This is a genomic window from Amycolatopsis heterodermiae (assembly GCF_034929455.1).
Lineage (GTDB): Bacteria > Actinomycetota > Actinomycetes > Mycobacteriales > Pseudonocardiaceae > Amycolatopsis > Amycolatopsis heterodermiae.
Map to the genome: position 1 here is coordinate 210,687 of NZ_JAYFSI010000007.1, position 19,489 is coordinate 230,175.

Below are 19,489 nucleotides of genomic sequence, written 5' to 3' on the forward strand. Positions count from 1 at the left end.
CCAGTCCAGTCCCACACCGGCCCCGAATCAGGGCCGTGGGTCTCGGGGTGCGACGGCTGCCGGTTGAACCGCTGCGTGCCGACCGTACCGCACACCTGTGCGAGCCACCGTGTGACCTGTTCGCAGCAACAGGTCACCACGGCGTGTCGGCGGCTCCCTCGTGGTGCGGCCGGCGCGGCTGCTCGCCCGCCGGCCGGTGTAGTCGTTGACCACGTAGTGCCGGGTGGCCCGGTTGTCCCAGACCGCGATCACCCCCGGCCGCCAGTGGTACCGGCAGACGCGCTGCGGGCTTTCGGCCACCTAGCAGAGCTGGGCCAGCAGCGCCGCGCTCTCCCCCGGCGTCAGCTACGGGATCCGGCGGGTGAACATCCGCTTCGTAGGCGAGGTACTGGTTGCTCCACATCGTGTCCCCGCCCGCCCGGCGGGCATTCGACGAGCTGCAGCCCGTCGGCGCGCGCGCCCTGGTCGGAGTCGAGCACCACCAGTTCGTCGTGGCCCGGCAGCTTCGGCAAAAACGGGTGCACCTCCAGCTCCCCGAACCGGCGGCCGAACACCTTGTGCGCCTCGGGGTCGAGCGCTCCCGAAATCGGCCGGACGTCGAACTCCGTGATTGTTCCCTTCGTTTTCCGGGCAGGACAGAACAGCGTTTCGCCGTGCAAAAGAATGGTTGACCACCATGGTTTCCGGTGCCATCGCGGAGGAGCCCGGTCACCCAGCGGAACTTGGCCGACAACCCCACGTTTCCCAGTGCGCTCAGCGCAACGCGGCAAGAACCTCGAACCCCGGCAACTCCCGCACCGACCCCGCCCGGCCCCGAAACTCCGAGTCAAGCACCCGAAGACACGCCGAAGCCAACACCTCAGGCGAAACGAGGCTCGGATCCACCGCCACACCAAGACCCAACTCGGCAATCCGGCGAGCATTGGCCGGCTGGTCGGCGAACAACGGCAGCACCACCATCGGCGTCCCGGCGCGAAGTGCCTCCTGGACACCACCAAACCCGCCATGGGACAGGAAAACCGACGCGCGGCCGAGCAGCCGTGCCTGCGGCGCGAACGGCACGATCCGGACGTTCGACGGCCGCGGTCCGGTCCACGAGGCGGGGCCGGTGGACAGCACCGCCGGACCCGGCAGCTCGCCGCGGTGAACGGCGCGATGTCGAGCACCGCGCGCGGCAGCCCGAGCTTGACCGCGGCCAGGTAGCCACCGAACTCGTTGCACTCCCGCACCAGCACGTCCGGCCGCCACCGCCGCGCCGCCGCGATGAGGTCACGCGCGAAGATCCCGGCCAGCGGCCCGGCTCTTCGCGGGCGCGGGCGGTGCCGGCGGCTTCCTCGTCCTCGGCGCCCGGCACGCCGGGGCTCGACAGGACGGCGGGGTCGGCGAGGAGCTGCTCCGGCGTGCGCACGTGCGGCAGCACCACGTGCTCGATGCCGTGGCGCGCCAGCTCGTCCGCCATCGCCGGGGCGGTCGCGACGGCGACGGCGACGGCGTGCCCGGCCCGGTGCAGCGCCTTCGCCACCGGCACGAGCACCGGCACCACGCCCGCACGGTCTCGGTGCCCAGCCCGGCGAGCACACCCTCGGGGCGCGCGGTGGTGACGGTGAAGCCGCGCGCGGCCAGCAGCGCGCGGAGGTGCGGCCCTGCGTGCTGCGTCTCCAGCACGACCTGCCGGATCCGGGGCCAGTCGGTTTCCGCGATTCCGGCGAGCACGTCCGCCTCCGCGCCTTCGACGTCGACCTTCAGCAGGGTTCGACCGGCATCCGCACTTCGGAGGCCGTCGCGAAAAGGCGCTCGCGGTATTCACGTTCGGCCGCCGTTCCCGGCAGCCGGACCACGTCGGCCTTGAGGTCCGGGTAGCGCGTCGAATTGCCCGGCAGGTCTTCGAAATAGGTGAACGCGACCTCGCCCTCCGCCGCGCGCCGAGCGCCGCCCGCAGCGGGGTGACGCCGAGGCAGCCGTGCCGGCCGAGATTCGCTTCGAGGGCGGCGTAGGTCTCGGGCATCGGCTCGATCGCGAGGACCCGGTAGCAGTTGCCGTGGAAGATCGTGCCCCCTGTTTCCCCGGCGCCGGACCACCCGCCGGCCCGGGAAGTGTGGGGGGGGGGATCCGGAGACTAAACGGCGAATTTGAGCGCCGCTTGATTAGCTCAACCCGGTCCGGATACATACGCGCCGGTATGTCAGCTGCTACGCTCCACAGTGGATCGGGCATTTATCGTGCGTTCGGTCACAGTCGCACTACGGACATCAACGTCAAGGAGCAGCCCCATGGCCCAGAAGGTCCTCGTCGAAATGCTGGACGACATCGACGGCAGCCCCGCCAGCCACACCGTTCCGTTCGGCCTCGACGGCGTCAGCTACGAGATCGACCTTTCGGACGACAACGCCGCCGCGCTGCGCGAGGAGCTCTCCCGGTTCATCGCCGCGGGCCGCAAGACCGGTGGCCGCAAGGTGCGCGTGGCGACCGGCCAGTCGACGGCCGCGAGCTCGGCCGACCGCGAGCGCTCGCGCGCGATCCGCGCCTGGGCCAACGAGAACGGCTACGACGTCTCCGAGCGGGGCCGCCTGTCCTCGGAGATCGTCAACGCCTACGACGAGGCGCAGCTGCAGGCCGCCGCCCCGGCACCGGCCCGCAAGCGGGCGCCGCGCAAGAAGGTCGCCGCCGCGAAGAAGTAATGACGTGCGTGCCGATCACCGGGGAGAGATCGGGAAGGCCGGCCCACCGGCGGTGAGACTCCAGCACTCGCCGCCGGTGGATTCCCGGGTCGCGTTTCCGGAAAGCACGAACCGGACAGTCGTTGTCATTTCGCTGGTCACCGCGGTGGAAATACCCGCGAGCCTTTCAGCGGCAGGGTCCGTCGCCGGGCGCGGCCATTCCCCGCCACAGCAGATCCGCCAGGTCCGCCGCGTGCCGCCGCCACTCCCCGTTCGGGTCGAGGTAGAGCAGGCCGCCGAGGCCGCGCAGCACCGTCACCGGGTCCAGGTCCGCGCGGACCGCGCCCGCTTCGGCATTCGCCTTCAGCAACGTCGTGACCGCGCCGACCATCGACTCGTACGCGCTCGCCGGCAGCTCGCCGCGGGACGCCGTCGCCGTGCGCAGGGCGTCCGCCAGGCCGCGCTTGGTCATCATGTAGTGCGCCAGGTGGTCGGTCGCCCAGACGCGGAACGCCTCGTGCGGCGCGTACTTGCCCAGCAGCACCGGCACGACGTCGACGAGGTGCCGCACCTCACGTTCGTAGACCGCCAGGATCAGCGCCTCCGGGGTCGGGAAGTGCCGGTACACCGTGCCGACGCCGACTTCGGCGCGCTTCGCGATCGCGTTGAACGAGACGTCGCCGGTGGCGGCGAGGGACTCGGCGGCCGCGACGAGGATGCGTTCGTGGTTGCGCCGGGTGTCCGCGCGCCGGGGGCTGACCGATCCCGTCGTCATCGTCCCTCCCGGTGGTCGTCCGTCTACGGTGAATGTAGTGCAGCAGGGCTCTGACCTGGAGCAACTCCAGGTCTCGGGCTCGTTGCGAAGCGGATTGTAATCCGCTAACCTCGCGAAGAGGTGAAGCGGATGAGTATCCGGTACACCTGGCTCCCACCACGACGCCGTTCAGGCTCCCACCCGGACGATCTGCGGAAAGAGACCAGTGGACATCTCCCTCCAAGTCAATGGCACCACCGAGCACCTGGACGTCGATCCCGGCGTCACCCTGCTCGACGCCCTGCGCGAACGCCTCGAGGTCACCGGCCCGAAGAAGGGCTGCGACCGGGGCCAGTGCGGCGCCTGCACGGTGCACGTCGGCGGCAAGCCCGTGCTGTCGTGCCTCACCCTCGCGGCCGCTGTCAAGCAGCCCGTGACCACCGTCGAAGGACTGTCCACAGGGGACGACCTGCACCCGGTGCAGCGGGCCTTCGTGGACCAGGACGCGCTGCAGTGCGGCTTCTGCACCTCCGGCCAGATCATGTCGGCGGTCGCGGCCGTCGAGCAGGACGTCACCGACGTGCGCGAGTTCATGTCCGGCAACCTCTGCCGGTGCGCGGCCTACCCGAACATCGTCGCGGCCGTCGAGCAGGCAAGGCGGGCCGATGCGTCCCTTTGAGCTGACCGCGCCCACCACCCTCGACGACGCGCTCGCCACGCCCGGCACCTTCCTGGCCGGCGGCACGACGCTGGTCGACCTGATGAAGCTGAACGTCCTCACCCCGCAGCACGTGCTGGACATCAACGACGTCCCGCTGCGCGGCATCGACACGGCCGACGGCCTGCGGTTCGGCGCGCTGGAGCGGATGAGCGACATCGCCGCCCACCCCGGCGTGTACCCGGCGATCTCCCGCGCGCTGCTGCTCAGCGCGTCCCAGCAGATCCGGAACATGGCCAGCATCGGCGGGAACCTGCTGCAGCGCACCCGCTGCTCGTACTTCCGCGACGTCGCCACGCCGTGCAACAAGCGCGTGCCCGGCAGCGGCTGCCCGGCGCTCGACGGCGCCAACCGGATGCACGCGATCCTCGGCACCAGCGACTCCTGCGCGGCGACGCACGCCAGTGACGTCGCCGTCGCTCTGGTCGCACTCGACGCGGAACTGCGCCTGGCCGGCCCGGACGGCACCCGCACCGTGAAGCTCACGGACTTCTACCGGCTGCCGGGTGACACGCCCGGCGTCGAGAACGACCTGCGCACCGGCGAGCTGATCACCGAGGTCGTCGTGCCGAAGCTGGACTGGGCCGCGAACTCCACCTACGTCAAGGTGCGCGACCGGCAGTCCTACGAGTTCGCGCTGTGCTCGGCCGCGGTCGCGCTGGACGTCCGGGACGGCGTGGTCGCCGACGCCCGGATCGCCGCCGGCGGGGTCGGGACGGTGCCGTGGCGGCTGCCCGCCGTCGAGGACGCCCTGCGCGGCAAGCCCGCGACGCAGGAGTTCTTCGAGGAGGCCGTTTCCGTGGCCGCCGACGGCGCCCGCCCGCTGTCCGAAAACGCTTTCAAGGTGCCGCTGCTGAAGCGGACCCTCGTCCGCGCCTTGCTCGAACTGACCGAGGAGAGCACCCGATGACCGCCGCCCGTCTCGACGCGCCGGTGAAGGTCACCGGCCGGGCCAAGTACGGCGCCGACCACCACTTCCCCGGCATGGTCTACGGCTGCGTCGTGCTCAGCACGGTCGCCAGCGCCGAGCTCGAAGCGATGGACGTCACCGCCGCGAAGAGCGCGCCCGGCGTGCTCGGCGTGTACTCGCCGTTCGACCCGCTGGAGCTGCGCACCCCGGTCTCGCCGCTGTTCGGCGAGACGTGGGTGCCCATGCAGACCAAGGAGGTCGACTACTACGGCCAGGCGATCGGCTTCGTCGTGGCGGAGACCTTCGAGCAGGCCCGTGACGCGGCGATGCTCGTCGAGGTCACCTACCGCACGCGGCCGGCGCTGACCTCGCTCGAGGACGGCCTCGCCACGGCGGAGGACGCCCCGCCGAGCCGGGACGGCACCCCGCCGACGTTCGAGATCCTCGAAGACGGCGTCGAATCCTTCGACGACGCAATGGCGTCGAGCCAGGTGGTCGTCGAGGCGACCTACCACACGGCGACCCAGAACCACGCCGCGATGGAACCGCACTCGGCCGTCGCGGTCTGGGACGACGGCGAGCTGACCGTCTACAGCGGGAACCAGGGCGCGCACCTGCAGGCCCAGGAACTGGCGAGCGCGCTGGACCTGGCCCCTGAAGCCGTGCACACGCTGAACCCGTACGTCGGCGGCGCGTTCGGCGGCAAGGGCCGGACGTCCGCGCCGGCGTTCCTGGCCGCCGCCGCGGCCCGGGCCCTCGACCGGCCGGTGAAGGCCGCGCTCACCCGCGAGCAGGTGTTCACCGCGACCGCGGGCCGCGCGGCGACGGTCCAGAAGATGACGCTGGGCGCCGAACGCGACGGCACGCTCGTCGCCCTGCGCCACGACTCCTGGTGCAGCACCGACGTCCACCGCGCGTTCGTCGAGCCGACGTCGCACGGCACGTCCCGCGAGTGGTACGCCACCCGCAACCTGCACATCAGCCAGAAGGTGGTGCCGCTCAACATCCCGCCGACGACGTTCATGCGGGCCCCCGGCGAGGCACCCGGGTCGTTCGCGCTGGAGAGCGCGATCGACGAGCTGGCCGTCGCGCTCGACATGGACCCGATCGAGCTGCGCCAGAAGAACAACTCGACCGCGCCGCCGGGCCACGACCTGCAGTGGTCGAGCAAGCACCTCGACGAGTGCTTCCAGATCGGCGCGCAGCGGTTCGGCTGGGCGCACCGCAAGCCGCACGGGCACACCGACGGCGACTGGCAGGTCGGCCTCGGCACGGCCACGGCGATGTTCCCCGCCCTGCGCTTCCCGGCGACCGTCGGCATCACCCTGCTGGACGACGACACGGCCGTCGTCGCCACGAGCGGCGCGGATCCGGGCACCGGCCTGCTGACCGTGCTTTCGCTGGTGGGCGGGGAATCGCTGGACATCGCGCCGGAGAAGATCGTGCCCAGGCTCGGCGACTCGGCGCTCCCGCCGGGCGGGCTGTCGGGCGGCTCGACCGCGACGGCGAGCGTCGGCACGGCCATCATGATCGCCGCGACCAAGGCCATCGACGAACTGGTCGCGCTGGCGGCCGACCCGGGCGCGCCGTTCGAAGGCGCCGAGGTCACCTACGCCGACGGCCGCGTGCTGGCCGACGGGAAGTCGATGACGTTCGGCGAGCTGCTGCGGGCCGTCGGCCGGACGTCGCTGGAGGTCACCGGCTCGTCGGCTCCCGGCGAGGAGCTGACCAAGCACTCCTTCAGCTCGTTCGGCGCGCAGTTCTGCGAGGTCCGCGTGCACAAGTGGACGCGCGAGGTGCGGGTGTCACGCATGCTCGGCGTCTTCGACACCGGCCGGATCATCAACGCGCGGGCCGCCCGCAGCCAGCTGATCGGCGGGATGATCTGGGGCGTGTCGGCCGCGCTGCACGAGGGCCTGGAGATCGAGGCCAACGGCCGGCTCGCCAACGGCGACTTCGCGAGCTACCTGCTCCCGGTGAACGCGGACATCCCGGAGGTCGACGTCCACTTCGTCGAGTACCCGGACACGCTGCACAACGCCGTGGGCGCCAAGGGGCTCGGCGAGATCGGCACGGTCGGGATGGCCGCGGCCATCGCCAACGCCGTCTACAACGCCACCGGCGTCCGGGTCCGCCACATCCCGATCGCGATCGAGGACCTGCTGGCGGATCAGCCCGTGTAGAACTCCTTGCGCCCGGCGACGAACTCCGCCACGGTCTGCGGCCGCTCCCCGGTGACCAGCTCGACGTCATCGGTGGAGCGGTCGTAGCGGTTTTCGCGGTGCAGCTTCGCCATCGTCGCGATGTGCTGCTCGGTGTGCGGCGGCAGGCCCGCCTTCGCGAGCACCCGGGCGCGCCAGACGTCCATCGGGACGTCCACATAGGACACTTCGCGGCCGAGCGCCGCCGAGAACTCCGCCGCGACGCCGGCCAGGTCGAGCGTCCGCGGGCCGGTCAGCTCGTACACCTTCCCGGCGTGCTCGCCCGGGTCGCGCAGGATCGCCGCCACCACGCGGGCGACGTCGGCCGCGGCGACCGGGGACGTGCGGCCCGTCCCGAACGGCAGCTCCAGCGTGCCGCGCTCGCGGATCGACCGCGCGGCCAAGGTCGTGAACAGCGGGTTGTCCAGGAAGGACGTCGGGCGCACGTGCACCACGGGCAGTCCCGACCAGTCCAGCACCCGCTCCGAAAGCCAGTGCAGCCGCTGCTGGCGGGACTCCGCGGTGCTGACCACGGTCATCTGGGAGACCGTCATCTGCGACATGTCCACCAGCACGTCGAGGGCGCCGAGCTCCTGGGCGACGGTGGCCAGCACGGTCGCGGCCAGCAGCTGGTCCGGCGAGACGCTGAGCCCGAAGTAGGCGCGGCCGACGCCGTCGAGCGCGGCCGCCACGGTCTCGGGCCGGGTCAGGTCGCCGGTGACGACCTCCGCGCCCAGCGCCCGGACCTCGGCCGCCCGCTCGTCGTCGCGGCGGACCAGCACGCGCACCGGCAGGTCGTGCGCGCACAGCCGCTCGGTGACGAGACGGCCCACGCCGCCGGCGCCGGTGACGAGAACGAGATCGGCCATGAGGTGTCCTCCCAGCTCGCGTGTTGTCACCTCATAGTGCCAGAAAGTCACGTCCATCTGCTGAGTTGCGTAATGAAACCCACTACCCCCGGACAGGCCGCCCGGCCGTTACCCATCCGCGACGATCACGGGCCGATTCGCCCATGACGCGGCCGGTCCGCCGTCCTAGGCTTGCGGGCGACAACGAGGAGTCCCCCGAGAATGCTGATCGACGACCTGTCCGCCGCCCTGCCGGCCGACCGGCTGGTCCGCGACCCCGACGTGCTGCGCGGCTTCGCCCACGACGAGGCCGAATGGGCGCCGCACGCGCTGCCCGCCGTCGTGGTCCGGCCGCACACCGCCGAAGAGGTCCAGACCGTGGTGCGGTCGTGCCTGCGCCACGGCACGCCGCTCGTCACCCGCGGCGCCGGCACCGGGCTGTCCGGCGGCGCGAACGCCGTCGAGGACTGCGTGGTGCTGGTGACCGACCGGCTGCGGGCCATCAAGGAGATCAACGAGCAGGAACGGCTCGCGGTCGTCGAACCCGGTGTGGTGAACGACGATCTGCGCGCCGCCTGCGCCGAACGCGGGCTCTGGTACCCGCCGGACCCGGCGAGCTCGCCGTGGTCGACGATCGGCGGCAACGTGGCGACCAACGCCGGCGGCGTCTGCTGCGTGAAGTACGGCGTCACCCGCGACTACGTCCTGGGCATGCAGGTCGTCACCGGCACCGGCGAGCTCGTCCGGCTCGGCCGCCGCACCGCGAAGGGCGTGGCGGGCTACGACCTGGCCGGGCTGATGGTCGGCTCCGAAGGCACGCTGGGCGTGATCACCGAGGTCACCCTGCGGCTGCGCCCGGCACGGGCCGCCGAGCGGACGGTGGCCGGCTACTTCGACACGACGGTCGCCGCCGGGGAAGCCGCCGCGGCCGTCGCGGCGTGCGGAATCCTGCCGTCGGCGCTCGAACTCGTCGACCGGCACTGCCTCGCCGCGGTCGACGCGTGGAAGAACATGGGCCTGAGCACCGACGCGAACGTCGTGCTCCTGGGCCGCACCGACGCACCCGGCGCCCAAGGCGAGCACGAAGCCTCGGTACTGCTCGAATGCTTCGAAAAGGCCGGGGCGACCTGGGCGGCCCAGTCGTCCGACCAGGCCGAGGCCGACGCGCTGTTCGCCGCCCGCCGCCTCGCCTACCCGGCCCTGGAACGGCTCGGGCCGGTGCTCACCGAGGACGTCTGCGTGCCGACGCAGGCCGTGCCCGAGATGCTCGCGCGGATCGACCGGGCGGCGCTGCGCCACGACGTCGTGATCGCCAACATCGCGCACATCGGCGACGGCAACCTGCACCCGCTGCTGGTGACCCCGCCCGGCGACGAGACCGCGCGGAAGAACGCCCAGGCGGCGTTCGAGGACATCATCTCCGGCGCGCTCGACCTCGGCGGCACGGTCACCGGCGAGCACGGCGTCGGCCTCCTCAAGCAACCCGGCCTGACCCGGGAGCTCGGCCCGGCGGTGCTCGAGCTGCACCGCGCGGTCAAGCGGGCACTCGACCCGCAGCAGATCTTCAACCCCGGCAAGGTTTTCCACGAAGGGACCCCCGCATGACCGACGCGATCGTCTCCACCACGTCCGGCGCGGTCCGCGGGGAGCTCACCGCGGACGGCGTCGCCCGGTTCCGCGGCATCCCGTACGCCGCCGCGCCCGAGGGCGAGCTGCGCTTCGCCGAGGCCGTGCCGGCACCGCCGTGGGAGGACGTCCGCGACGCGCGGAGACCCGGGCCGACCGCCCCGCAGCGCCACCGTGACCTGCCGGGCTTCGACCTCGACCCGATCGTCGGCCCCGGCTGGCGGCCGGGGCCGGAGTACCTGACGGCCGACGTCTGGACGCCCGACCCGGGCGCGGCCGGGCTGCCGGTGCTCGTGTTCGTGCACGGCGGCGCGTTCATCGGCGGCACCGGCTCGGCTTCGGTCTACGACGGCACGTCGTTCGCGCGGGCCGGGGCGGTCCTGGTGACCGTGCAGTACCGGCTCGGGATCGACGGGTTCCTGCCGCTCGAGGGCGGCGTGACGAACCTGGCCCTGCGCGACCAGATCGCGGCGCTGAAGTGGGTGCGGGAGAACATCGAGGCGTTCGGCGGCGACCCCGAGAACATCACGCTCTTCGGTGAGTCCTCCGGCGCGGTGAGCGTCGCGTGCCTGCTCGGCTCCCCGCTCGCGACCGGGCTGTTCCGCCGGGCGATCGTCCAAAGTGGACACCCGGACATGGTCCGCGGTGTCGTCGAGGCGAAGCGGCTCGCCCGCGTCATCGCCGACGAGCTGCACGTCGAGGCGACCGCGGAGGCGTTCCGCAAGGTGTCGACCGAGCAGCTGCTCGACGCCCAGGACGCCGTGCTGCGCCCGGGCGGCGCGCCCGACCTGCGGGACGCGCTGGGTTACGACCGCGGTTACGGGCTCAGCCCGTTCCTGCCGATGGTCGGCGACGACGTGCTGCCGCAGCACCCGGGCAAGGCGATCAAGGCGGGCGCGGGCGCCGCCGTAGACCTGATCGTCGGCAGCTGCCGCGAGGAGATGCGGCTCTACCTGGTGCCGACCGGCGTGCTGGAAGCCGTCTCCGACGACCAGGCCGTCGCGTCGCTGGCCGTGTCGCACCCCGACCCGGCCGGTGTGCTGCACCGCTACGGCCTCGGCGGGGAGCGCGTGGCGGGCGAGGTGCTCGTCGACGCGCTGACCGACCTGGTCTTCCGCGACTCGGTGCGCGACCTGGCCGAGAACCACGCCGGCCGGACCTTCCGCTACGAGTTCGAGTGGCGCTCCCCGCTGCTCGACGGCCGGATGGGCGCCTGCCACGGCCTCGAGCTCCCCTTCGTCTTCGACTCCCTCGACGTGCTGTCCGGGCCGCGCGGCCTGCTCGGCGAGGACGCGCCGCGGCGGCTGGCCCACGACCTGAACGGCGCCTGGTACCGCTTCGCCACCACCGGCTCGCCGGGCTGGCTGGAGTACACCGGCGAGGACACGACGTTCCACGCGGGGGCCACCTACTGATCACTTCCCGGCCGCCCGCCCGTACGGCGGGCTTTGGTCCACCAGGGCAGACTTGTCACCCGGACGGTTGACCATGGCCCTGCCGCGCTGCGAGGCTCGAACCGCCCGGACGGCCGGATGAATGGGGACACCGATGCCCGAGGCGGGCTTTGACGCGCCCCCGCGCGCGTTCGTCCGCACGTTGTTGCGCCGCGGCACGCCCGCCGAGCCCCTCGAACCGGACGACGACGAGGGTGACCTCACCGCGGTCGGCGATGCGACGCTCGCCCGGGCCGCGCGCTACTGGGTGGTCGTGCCGCTGGCCTACCGGATCGCCGCGTTCATCAAGGTCTTCATCGGGTTCACCGCCGCGAACGGCAGCCTCGGGCTGGGGCCGGTGCTCGCGGCGACGGTGTTCGCCGTCGCGGCCAACAGCGCGGCGGCGGTCTGGCTGCTGCGGACCGGCGGCCTGCGGGCCCGCTCGACCGGCCGCGCGCTCGCGCTGGATCTGGCGGTCGGCGTCGCGCTCAACTTCGCCGTCGCGGCGACGGCCCCGGCCGCGGTGCAGCCGTTCGCCGTCGACGTCTCCTGGACCTGGCTGGTCGGCACGGTCGCGATGTGGGCGGGCACCTCCGGCGTGCCGTCGGCGCTTTGGCTGTTCGCCGCGGCGCTGCCCCTCCGGTCGGCCCTCACCCTCGCGGGTGGCCTCCCGCTCGACCACCAGCTCGCCCTCACTCGCTCGGTCGGCTGCATGGTCGCGCTCGCGGTGGCCATCGTGCTCGCCGCGGGCATCCTCATCCTGCTCGGCGTCGGCACCCGGTTCGCCCTGGACATCGGGCTGCGGCGCGGGCGCGAGGCCGAGCGCCGCCGGACCCGGCGCATCATGCACGACAGCGTCCTGCAGACGCTCGAAGCGCTGGCGATCTCGGCCCCGGGCGACGACGCGCAGGCGGTCGCCCGGCTCAAGGAGCTGCGCTCGATCGCCAAGGCCGAGGCGGGCGAGCTGCGCCGGAAGATCACCGAGCCGGTCGAGTCCGGCTCCACGCGCGGCTTCGCCGTCGAACTCGCCGACGTCGCCACCGAGATGACCCGCGACGGCCTGCGCACCCAGCTCGTCGCCGCCGACTTCGCCGACGACGACAAGCTCTCGCAGGACCGCCGGACCGCGATGTGCGAGGCGGTCCGGGAGGCGTTGCGCAACACCGTGAAGCACTCGGGCACCAAGCAGGTCGTGCTGCGGGTCGAGGAGCGCGACGGCGGGATCGCGGTGGTCGCCCGCGACCAGGGCCAGGGCTTCGACGTCCGCGACCGGCCGCCGGGCTTCGGCATCAGCCAGTCCATCAAGGCGCGGCTGGCCGAGGTGGGCGGCCACGGCACGGTGGACTCCCAGCCGGGCCGCGGCACCCGCGTCACCCTGTGGGTGCCGAGCTAGCCGTTCCCCGGTCGAACGCGGCACCAGCACTGGCCGGATCTCGGCGCTATCTGGCATTCCAGCCACTCCCGGCGTCACGGCCGAGCCGATAACTTCGGCTCGTTCCCGTACGAACCGAGGAGTTCCGTGTCGAAGTTCCTGCTTTCGGTGCACGTCCTGGCGGCGATCCTGGCCGTCGGCCCGGTCGCCGTCGCGGCCAGCATGTTCCCCGCCGCGGCCCGGCGGGTGGCGGCGGGCGGCGACGTCACCACCGTGACCGTGCTGCACCGCATCTGCCGCGTCTACACGCTCGTGGCCATCGCCGTCCCGGTGTTCGGGCTCGGCGTCGCGGGCACCATGCACGTCATGGGCGACCCGTGGCTGATCGTGTCCATCGGCCTGACCGCGGTCGCCGCGGCCGTGCTCGCGTTCGTGGTGCTGCCGGGCCAGAAGAGCCAGCTCGCCGCACCCGCGCCGGCCACCCTGGGCCGGCTGGGCATGACGACCGGCGTGTTCAACCTGCTGTGGGCCGCGGTCACCGTGCTGATGATCGTGCGGCCCGGCTCGTCGACCGGCGCCTGACTCAGGCCGGGACCCGCACCGCCACGAAGTTCGGCCGCCACCGCACCACGAACCCCAGCGACTCGTACAGCCGGATCGCCGAGGTGTTGCCGGCGGCCGCGTGCATCATCGGCGTCTCGCCCCGCTCGCGGATGCCCGCCGCGACGGCGTGCACGAGCCGCGTCCCCAGGCCCTGCCCGCGGAAGGCCGGGTCGGTGCAGACGGCGCTGATCTCGGTGTGGCCGGGCGGGTGCAGCCGCTCGCCGGCCATCGCCACGAGCGCACCCTCGCGCCGGATCCCGAGGTAGGTGCCGAGCTCGACGGTCCGCTTCCGGAACGGTCCCGGCTTCGTCCGCGCGACGAGGTCGAGCATCTCCGGCACGTCCGCGGGCCCGAGCCGCACGGCCTCGGGGTCCGCCGCGGCCGCGACCCCCTCGTCGACGAGCTGGACGCCCGGGAGCACCTCCAGCACCTCCCAGCCCTCCGGCGGCCGGGCGGTGCCGCCGGCGACGACGACCGTCGCCCCGGGGCCGGCCAGCGCGGCGACGTCCCGCCAGTCCTGCTCGCCGGGGTCGTCGGGCAGGCCCAGGAAGGGCGCGACGTCCTCGGGGTAGCGCAGCACGCGGCCGGCCCGCTCGGCGAACCGGGCGTGCGGCCCGGCCAGCGACGTCCAGGTCGGGTTGTCCAGCGGCGAAGACATGGGCGCTACCTCGGGGTCGGCCTCGGGTGATCACCCGCCAGGATGCGTCGAAAACGCCATCCCGCGCCGCGGCTCCCACATCGTGAGCGGGCGCTCAGCCGGTGGTGGTCAGCTCGTCGTCCGAGAGCACCTGGCTGCCGTCCGACACCACGAGCCGCCCGCCGCCGACCTTGTAGCTGTACGCGCCGTTCACCGCGACGAAGCCGTCACCCTCGGGCTGCGCGGGCAGCATGATGTGGGTGGCGTCCGAAGCCCCCTGCCCGCGGGCCTGGCCGTCGTAGAAGATCCGGCCGTCGGGGGTCTTGCAGACCGTGACGACGGACTTCGCGGTCTCCCCCACCAGCAGCGCCGTCCCCGCGCCGCCCGGCAGGTACCGGGCGGCGTCCCCCGGGCACGGCTTCTCGGCCGGGGTGGACGACGGCGCCGAGCTGGCGGTGGACGTCGAGGGCGCGGCGGGCGGGGTGACGGCCTCGGCGGTCGTGACGACGGTCTTGGTCGTCGGCAGCGCCGGCGTCGTGTACTGCGGGAACGGCCCGGACGCCGCGGGCGGGGACTTCGGGCCCCCGGCGAACAGCACGACCCCGGTCACCGCGACGGCGGCGACCAGCATCAGGGTCAGCAGCACCCACAGCGCCCGCTTGCGGGCCCGGCCCGGTGCCAGGTTCGCGCAGGTGCCACAGCGCCCGGCGGCGCCGTCGTTGACCGCGCCGCACTGCGCACACGTCCAGGGGGAACCCGCCATCGGGCCTCCTTCGGGCCCGGCGCCGCTTCACGCCGGTCCTCCATCGTCACCGACGCAGGGCCGGGCTGCAACGCCGCGGAGCGGGCTAGTGCCCGATGTTCACCATCCACGGGATGCCGAACTTGTCGATGCAGCACCCGAATTCGTCGGCCCACGCCTGCTTTTCGAACGGAACCGTCACGGTGCCGCCCTCGCTCAGCTTGTCCCAGTAACCCCGCAGGTCGTCGGCGTCGTCGCCGCTGAGGCTGACCGTGATGTTGGTGCCGGGGTTGTGTTCCATGCCTTCGGGGGTGTCGGACGCCATCAGCGTGTAGCCGCCGTCGGTGTCCAGCTGGGCGTGCATGACCTTGTCGGCTTCCGGCCCTTCGGGGGCACCGAATGACCCGAACGTGTGCACCGTGAGCTTGCCGCCGAACACGGTCTCGTAGAACTCCATCGCCTGGCGGGCGTTGTCCTTGAAGCTCAGGTACGGGTTCAACCGGGATGCCATGGCGATCTCCTTCGCTCGGACGAGAGCAGCATCCTCGCAGAACCCTGTGACCACGACAAACGCGGAAATATCAGACGACGAAGCGCCGGTGTGCGTCCGGTTCCAACGGCAGCGAGCCGTGCAGCGCGGCCCGGGCGCGCAGCTCCAGCGCGCGGTCCAGGGTGCCGGAGCCGGGCGACGCCGCGGCGTGGAAGGTGCCGCGCCCGAACAGGTACACGAGCATCAGCTTCCCGTCCCGGCGCCCGTCCGGGGCGGCGAACTCGACGCTCGCGAAGCGCAGCGCGCCACCGTAACCCGCCCGGGTCAGCCGGTCGGCGACGTCCACCAGGTCACCGGTCAGCACTCGCAGGTCGCGGTTGCGGCGCCAGCAGCGGACCGTCGAGCGGCCGTAGAGGTCCTGGGTCACCAGCGGGTGCACCGGCAGCTTGGCCGACGTCGCGGCGAGCAGCTCCGCCTCGGTGCGGTCCAGCGCGTCGCCGTCCACCTTGAAGCTCAGCGTGCCGCCGCCGGTCGGCGCGAGGCCGAGCGAGGCGCGCACGCGCGGGGCGGCCGCGGCGAGGCTGTAGAGGGACTGCAGGTTCGGGCGGGAGGTCCAGCAGCGGACGAGCTTGCTGTCCAGCAGGGTCACGACAGTGTGTCCATTCTCCGGTCGAGATGACCGCCGGGCCGGGCACGCTGGCAATGTCCACAGTGGACGTCAGGTGCGGGGACGCGGGGTCGGAAAGGACAGCATGCTCCCGGGCCCGGCGGTTCCGGACCGGAACCGGCCGATCACGCGGCGAACGGTGCCGGGGTGCCGCCGAACGGTCGACACCCCAGCAGTTCAGCCGATCAGCGGTATCCCTTTCGCCTCACGCGGTGATGACGACCTTCCCGAAGTGGCCCCGGCCCCTGAAGTGCCGGAACGCCGCGTCGGCCTCCCCGAACGGGTGAACGCTGTCGATGACCGGTTCGAGCGGGCGGACGGCCAGCCGCCGCAGGAGGTCCTCGGTGTCGTCCCGGCTGCCGACCCAGGTCTTGCGCACGGTCGCGCCGCTGCGGAACAGGTCCATGAACTCGACCGGCGCCCCGCCCGCGCCGACGAACCCGACGAGCGCGATCTCGGCGTGGTGCGTCCCGGCCGCGACCAGCGACTGCGCGAACGTGCCGGGCCCGCCGACCTCGACGATCCGGTCGGCACCCCGCCCGCCCGTCGCGTCGAGTACGGCCTTGCCCCACTCGGGCGTCGCGACGTAGTCGACGACGACGTCCGCGCCGAGCTCCGTCAGCTTGGCCGCCTTCTCCGCGCTCGACGTCGTCGCGACCACCCGTGCCCCGTGCGCCTTCGCCAGCTGCAGGGCGAACAACGACACGCCACCGGTGCCCAGCGTGAGGACGACGTCTTCCGGACCCAGCGGACGGCCGCCGTTGAGCGCCGTCCAAGCCGTGACGGCCGCACACGGCAGGGTCGCGCCCTGCTCGAAGGTGAGTGAATCCGGCAGCGCGACGAGCGCATGCTCGGAGACGGCCCGGTACTCCGCGAGCCAGCCGTCCTGGGCGTTGCCGTACCCGCGCAGGGTTTCCGCGGCCGGCAGCCGGCCGCCGATCCAGTTCGCGTGGAAGGTGTTGATCACCCGGTCACCGGCGGCGAAGCGCGTGACCCCCTCGCCCACCGCGGCGACCTCGCCCGCGGCGTCGGACACCGGGATCAGGTTCCCGGGACCGTTGGTGAGGTGCTCACCGCCGAGGATGAGCAGGTCGCGGTAGTTCAGCGACGTCGCCCGGACCCGGACCAGCACCTCGCCGCGCTGCGGCTCGGGCACCGGTTCCTCGTGCTGCACCAGGCTTCCGGCCGGACCGGGACGGTAGACGCGCACGCTCGCACCTCTCATGTTAACCAATCGACTAACATCGACCTTGGCACACGTCCGCGCCGCCACGCAAGGGATACTCAGGCCATGGCCAGCCGCACCGCGACCCCACTCGAGCACCCGGCGCTCGAGGACGTCTCGTTCGGCGAGGCGCTCGAAGCGCTGCGCGACCCGCACCGGCTGGCCATGATCGCCGCGCTGGCCCGCGAACCCGGCCAGTCGTGCGGCGCCATCATGCCACCGGTCAGCAAGCCCGCGGCGTCGCGGCACTTCAAGATCCTCCGCGCGGCCGGCCTGCTGAAGCAGTGGGACAGCGGCACGCAGCGACTGAACGCGCTGCGGCGCGAGGAGTTCGACGCGCGCTTCCCCGGCCTGCTCGGCCTGGCCCTCGCCGAAGCCGCCCGCCTGCCCTGATCCGGATCTTCCCCCGGCTTTGGCGCCAACCGGACATTTAGCGTTGCTAATAGTTCTGAGTCAGAGCTACCTTGGGGCCATGACCGAACTCGCCGAACGGCTCCTGGGCACCGTCCAGGGCATCCGCCGGGTCGTGCGCCGCCGGGTCCGCGCCGACGTCCCGGGCTTTCCCCTGCCCGGCGCCCAGGTCGAGGTCCTGCGCGTGGTCGCCGACCACCCCGGCGTCGGCGTCGCGGCCGCCGCGCGGGAACTGCACCTGGCCACCAACTCCGTCAGCACCCTGGTCAACCAGCTCGTCGAGGCCGGGCTGCTGCACCGCGAACCCGACCCCCTCGACCGGCGCGCGACCCGCCTGGAGCTGACCCCCGCGGCCGCCGACCGGATGGCCGCCTGGCGCCGCGCCCGGACCGGCCTGGTCGCCGACGCCCTCACCGGACTGTCCGAAGAGGACAAAGCCGTGATCGAGCAAGCGCTGCCGGCACTGGAAAAACTCATGGGCATCCTGAAGGAGCAGCCATGACCGAACCCGCGGTGCGGTGCACCGATCTCACGCACTCCTTCGGCACGACGCGCGCGGTGGACGGCGTCGACCTGGAGATCCACCCCGGCGAGGTGTTCGGCCTGCTCGGCCCGAACGGGGCCGGCAAGACCACCACGCTGCGGATGATCACCACGCTGCTGCCGACCGAGCCCGGCCGGATCACGGTCGCCGGCCTCGACGTCGCCCGCCGGAAGATGGCCGTACGGCGGCTGATCGGCTACGTCCCGCAGCAGCTGTCCGCCGACGGCGCGCTGACCGGCCGCGAGAACGTCTCCCTGTTCGCCCGCCTCTTCGACGTCCCCCGCGCCCGGCGCGCCGAAGAGGTCCGGCGCGCGCTGGACCTGGTCGGCCTGACCGGCGACGCCGACCGCACGGCGAAGGGCTACTCCGGCGGCATGATCCGCCGCCTCGAGCTCGCCCAGGCCCTGGTCAGCTCCCCGCGGCTGCTCATCCTCGACGAGCCGACGATCGGGCTCGACCCGGTCGCCCGCTCGGCCGTGTGGGAGCGGATCTCGCAGATCCGGGCCGAGACCGGCATGACCGTGCTCGTCACCACCCACTACATGGACGAGGCCGAGCAGTACTGCGACCGCGTCGCCCTGATGCACACCGGCAAGATCCGCGCGCTGGGCACCCCGGCCGAGCTCGAGGCCGACCTCGGTCCCGAGTCCACTTTGGACGACGTGTTCCGCGCGGTCACCGGTGACCGGCTCGAGAGCGAAGAAGGAGGGATCCGCAGTGTCCGTGCCACTCGCCGCACCGCCCGCCGTCTCGGCTGACCCCGGCCCGCTGCGGCAGCTGCAGATCCTGGCCGCGCGCGTCGGCGCCATGTGCCTGATCGAGCTGCAGAAGCTGCGCCGCGACCAGACCGAGCTGCTCACCCGGGCCATCCAGCCCGCGCTGTGGCTGCTGATCTTCGGCGAGACGTTCACCCGGATCAAGGCGATCCCGACCGGCTCGACGCCCTACCTCGACTACCTGGCGCCCGGGATCCTCGCGCAGTCGGCGTTGTTCATCTCGATCTTCTACGGCATCCAGATCATCTGGGAACGCGACGCGGGCGTGCTCGCCAAGCTGCTCGTCACACCGACCCCACGCGCGGCCCTCGTCGCCGGGAAGGCGTTCGCCGCCGGGGTCCGCGCGCTCGTCCAGGCGTTGATGGTGCTGATCCTCGCCGCGATCCTGGGCGTCGGGCTGACCGTGAATCCCCTGAAGCTGCTGGCGATGGCCGTCGTCCTGGTGCTCGGGTCGGCGTTCTTCTGCTGCCTGTCCATCGTCATCGCCGGGGTCGTGCTGTCGCGCGAACGGCTGATGGGCATCGGGCAGGCGATCACGATGCCGTTGTTCTTCGGCTCGAACGCGCTCTACCCGGTGGACCTGATGCCCGGCTGGCTGAAGGTGCTCAGCCACGTCAACCCGCTGAGCTACCAGGTCGACGCCCTGCGCGGGCTGCTCATCGGCACCCCCGCCCACCTCGGCCTCGACTTCGCTGTGCTCGTAGTGGCGACGGTGGCCGCGATTTCGGTCGCTTCCGCACTGCTCGGCAGGTTGGCCCGGTGAGGCACATGTCTCACCGAACGGAAGCCTTATCCGGTAATGGCTAATCTCGATTCCGTGAATCGTGGCCGGGGCGTGATCCCCTTTGTCGGTTTTTGCCTTCTCGCCGGAGTTC

The 19,489-nt window shown here is 72.4% G+C and carries 23 protein-coding genes; 13 read left to right on the forward strand and 10 right to left on the reverse strand.

The annotated features are described in order from the left end of the window. Positions 1 to 27: 27 nt before the first annotated feature. On the reverse strand, positions 28 to 300 hold the full coding sequence (locus tag VA596_RS28675; protein WP_323331287.1) for a hypothetical protein: 273 nt from the start codon (positions 298 to 300) through the stop codon (positions 28 to 30). 92 nt (positions 301 to 392) lie between these two features. Here VA596_RS28675 and VA596_RS28680 point away from each other — a divergent pair, with 92 nt between their 5' ends. Beyond that, positions 393 to 671 (forward strand): hypothetical protein, encoded by a 279-nt coding sequence (locus VA596_RS28680; RefSeq protein ID WP_323331288.1) that lies wholly within the window; start codon positions 393 to 395, stop codon positions 669 to 671. Between the two features lie 82 nt (positions 672 to 753). Here VA596_RS28680 and VA596_RS28685 read toward each other — a convergent pair whose 3' ends face one another. Both VA596_RS28685 and VA596_RS28690 read right to left on the reverse strand, forming a co-directional pair. Then, complete coding sequence (locus tag VA596_RS28685) at positions 754 to 1,062, reverse strand: glycosyltransferase (RefSeq protein WP_323331289.1); 309 nt, start codon at positions 1,060 to 1,062, stop codon at positions 754 to 756. 207 nt (positions 1,063 to 1,269) lie between these two features. Further along, positions 1,270 to 1,803 (reverse strand): FkbM family methyltransferase, encoded by a 534-nt coding sequence (locus VA596_RS28690; protein ID WP_323331632.1) that lies wholly within the window; start codon positions 1,801 to 1,803, stop codon positions 1,270 to 1,272. 467 nt (positions 1,804 to 2,270) lie between these two features. Between VA596_RS28690 and VA596_RS28695 the strand changes: the two genes are divergently transcribed. Next, the gene (locus VA596_RS28695) at positions 2,271 to 2,678 is read left to right on the forward strand and encodes a histone-like nucleoid-structuring protein Lsr2 (RefSeq protein ID WP_323331290.1); all 408 of its coding nucleotides are present in this window, start codon (positions 2,271 to 2,273) and stop codon (positions 2,676 to 2,678) included. Between the two features lie 166 nt (positions 2,679 to 2,844). On the opposite strand, the gene VA596_RS28700 is transcribed toward VA596_RS28695, so the two are convergent. Continuing rightward, the gene (locus VA596_RS28700) at positions 2,845 to 3,432 is read right to left on the reverse strand and encodes a TetR/AcrR family transcriptional regulator (RefSeq protein ID WP_323331291.1); all 588 of its coding nucleotides are present in this window, start codon (positions 3,430 to 3,432) and stop codon (positions 2,845 to 2,847) included. Positions 3,433 to 3,637: 205 nt separating this feature from the next. On the opposite strand from VA596_RS28700, the gene VA596_RS28705 reads away from it, so the two are divergent. Genes VA596_RS28705 through VA596_RS28715 form a run of 3 tightly spaced genes read left to right on the forward strand, consistent with a single transcriptional unit; the run spans position 3,638 to position 7,222 of the window. Then, positions 3,638 to 4,090, forward strand: a complete 453-nt coding sequence (locus VA596_RS28705; RefSeq protein WP_323331292.1) for a (2Fe-2S)-binding protein — start codon at positions 3,638 to 3,640, stop codon at positions 4,088 to 4,090. Continuing rightward, positions 4,077 to 5,039: an FAD binding domain-containing protein gene (locus VA596_RS28710; RefSeq protein WP_323331293.1), complete on the forward strand. Its 963-nt coding sequence runs from the start codon at positions 4,077 to 4,079 to the stop codon at positions 5,037 to 5,039. The genes VA596_RS28705 and VA596_RS28710 overlap by 14 nt, the downstream gene beginning before the upstream one ends. Then, positions 5,036 to 7,222 carry a xanthine dehydrogenase family protein molybdopterin-binding subunit gene (locus VA596_RS28715; RefSeq protein WP_323331294.1) on the forward strand — a complete coding sequence of 729 codons (2,187 nt, stop codon included), beginning with the start codon at positions 5,036 to 5,038 and terminating at the stop codon, positions 7,220 to 7,222. Before VA596_RS28710 ends, VA596_RS28715 begins: the two co-directional genes overlap by 4 nt. Here the strand turns inward: VA596_RS28715 and VA596_RS28720 are convergent. Continuing rightward, positions 7,210 to 8,109, reverse strand: a complete 900-nt coding sequence (locus VA596_RS28720) for an NmrA family NAD(P)-binding protein (protein WP_323331295.1) — start codon at positions 8,107 to 8,109, stop codon at positions 7,210 to 7,212. The genes VA596_RS28715 and VA596_RS28720 overlap by 13 nt on opposite strands. A 201-nt stretch (positions 8,110 to 8,310) precedes the next feature. On the opposite strand from VA596_RS28720, the gene VA596_RS28725 reads away from it, so the two are divergent. The 4 genes from VA596_RS28725 (at position 8,311) to VA596_RS28740 (ending at position 13,101) form a co-directional block, all read left to right on the forward strand. Then, positions 8,311 to 9,693: an FAD-binding oxidoreductase gene (locus VA596_RS28725; RefSeq protein ID WP_323331296.1), complete on the forward strand. Its 1,383-nt coding sequence runs from the start codon at positions 8,311 to 8,313 to the stop codon at positions 9,691 to 9,693. Next, positions 9,690 to 11,129 carry a carboxylesterase/lipase family protein gene (locus VA596_RS28730; RefSeq protein WP_323331297.1) on the forward strand — a complete coding sequence of 480 codons (1,440 nt, stop codon included), beginning with the start codon at positions 9,690 to 9,692 and terminating at the stop codon, positions 11,127 to 11,129. Before VA596_RS28725 ends, VA596_RS28730 begins: the two co-directional genes overlap by 4 nt. Before the next feature lie 133 nt (positions 11,130 to 11,262). Further along, on the forward strand, positions 11,263 to 12,540 hold the full coding sequence (locus VA596_RS28735; RefSeq protein WP_323331298.1) for a sensor histidine kinase: 1,278 nt from the start codon (positions 11,263 to 11,265) through the stop codon (positions 12,538 to 12,540). Between the two features lie 126 nt (positions 12,541 to 12,666). Beyond that, on the forward strand, positions 12,667 to 13,101 hold the full coding sequence (locus VA596_RS28740) for a hypothetical protein (protein WP_323331299.1): 435 nt from the start codon (positions 12,667 to 12,669) through the stop codon (positions 13,099 to 13,101). A 1-nt stretch (position 13,102) separates the two neighbouring features. Here the strand turns inward: VA596_RS28740 and VA596_RS28745 are convergent, their stop codons facing one another. The 5 genes from VA596_RS28745 to VA596_RS28765 form a co-directional block, all read right to left on the reverse strand. Beyond that, positions 13,103 to 13,780: a GNAT family N-acetyltransferase gene (locus VA596_RS28745; protein WP_323331300.1), complete on the reverse strand. Its 678-nt coding sequence runs from the start codon at positions 13,778 to 13,780 to the stop codon at positions 13,103 to 13,105. 94 nt (positions 13,781 to 13,874) lie between these two features. Beyond that, complete coding sequence (locus VA596_RS28750) at positions 13,875 to 14,522, reverse strand: hypothetical protein (protein ID WP_323331301.1); 648 nt, start codon at positions 14,520 to 14,522, stop codon at positions 13,875 to 13,877. Between the two features lie 85 nt (positions 14,523 to 14,607). Then, entirely contained in the window at positions 14,608 to 15,012 is a 405-nt protein-coding gene (locus tag VA596_RS28755) for a VOC family protein (protein WP_323331302.1), read from the reverse strand. A 70-nt stretch (positions 15,013 to 15,082) separates the two neighbouring features. Then, positions 15,083 to 15,640, reverse strand: coding sequence for a PspA-associated protein PspAB (pspAB, locus tag VA596_RS28760; protein ID WP_323331303.1), 558 nt, complete (start codon positions 15,638 to 15,640; stop codon positions 15,083 to 15,085). 223 nt (positions 15,641 to 15,863) lie between these two features. Next, complete coding sequence (locus tag VA596_RS28765) at positions 15,864 to 16,868, reverse strand: zinc-dependent alcohol dehydrogenase family protein (protein WP_323331304.1); 1,005 nt, start codon at positions 16,866 to 16,868, stop codon at positions 15,864 to 15,866. A gap of 81 nt (positions 16,869 to 16,949) precedes the next feature. Between VA596_RS28765 and VA596_RS28770 the strand changes: the two genes are divergently transcribed. The 4 genes from VA596_RS28770 to VA596_RS28785 all read left to right on the forward strand — a co-directional run bounded on the left by VA596_RS28770 (position 16,950) and on the right by VA596_RS28785 (position 19,377). Next, on the forward strand, positions 16,950 to 17,276 hold the full coding sequence (locus VA596_RS28770; protein ID WP_323331305.1) for an ArsR/SmtB family transcription factor: 327 nt from the start codon (positions 16,950 to 16,952) through the stop codon (positions 17,274 to 17,276). A gap of 79 nt (positions 17,277 to 17,355) precedes the next feature. Next, positions 17,356 to 17,796: a MarR family winged helix-turn-helix transcriptional regulator gene (locus VA596_RS28775; protein ID WP_323331306.1), complete on the forward strand. Its 441-nt coding sequence runs from the start codon at positions 17,356 to 17,358 to the stop codon at positions 17,794 to 17,796. After that, entirely contained in the window at positions 17,793 to 18,596 is an 804-nt protein-coding gene (locus VA596_RS28780; protein WP_323331307.1) for an ABC transporter ATP-binding protein, read from the forward strand. The genes VA596_RS28775 and VA596_RS28780 overlap by 4 nt, the downstream gene beginning before the upstream one ends. Further along, positions 18,556 to 19,377 carry an ABC transporter permease gene (locus VA596_RS28785; protein WP_323331308.1) on the forward strand — a complete coding sequence of 274 codons (822 nt, stop codon included), beginning with the start codon at positions 18,556 to 18,558 and terminating at the stop codon, positions 19,375 to 19,377. Before VA596_RS28780 ends, VA596_RS28785 begins: the two co-directional genes overlap by 41 nt. Positions 19,378 to 19,489: the final 112 nt, after the last annotated feature.